This window comes from Streptomyces fulvoviolaceus, from assembly GCF_000718165.1.
In the GTDB taxonomy this organism is placed as follows: Bacteria; Actinomycetota; Actinomycetes; order Streptomycetales; family Streptomycetaceae; genus Streptomyces; species Streptomyces fulvoviolaceus.
Genome location: NZ_JOEY01000261.1, coordinates 1 through 202, shown reverse-complemented (window position 1 = coordinate 202; position 202 = coordinate 1). Strand labels below are relative to the sequence as shown.

The 202-nt window shown below is 72.3% G+C and carries 1 pseudogene; it reads left to right on the top strand.

What is annotated here, in order from left to right:
* Positions 1 to 202 (top strand): annotated as a pseudogene (locus IG08_RS0153805) (MarR family transcriptional regulator); the annotation flags it as partial.

The following is a 202-nucleotide window of genomic DNA, read 5'->3' as shown; positions in this document are numbered from 1 at the left end:
CCAGGGCTGGTGCGCGCTCTCCCTGCTGCACGGCAGGATCGAGGCCCACATCGAGCGGGCCCTGCAGACCGGCCACGACCTGAGCGTGCGCGAGTACTCCCTGCTCGACGTGCTCGGCCGCCAGCACGACGGGAAGGGCGGGCACCTGCAGATGAAGCAGGTCGCCGACGCCGTCGTGCTCAGCCAGAGCGCCACCACCCGC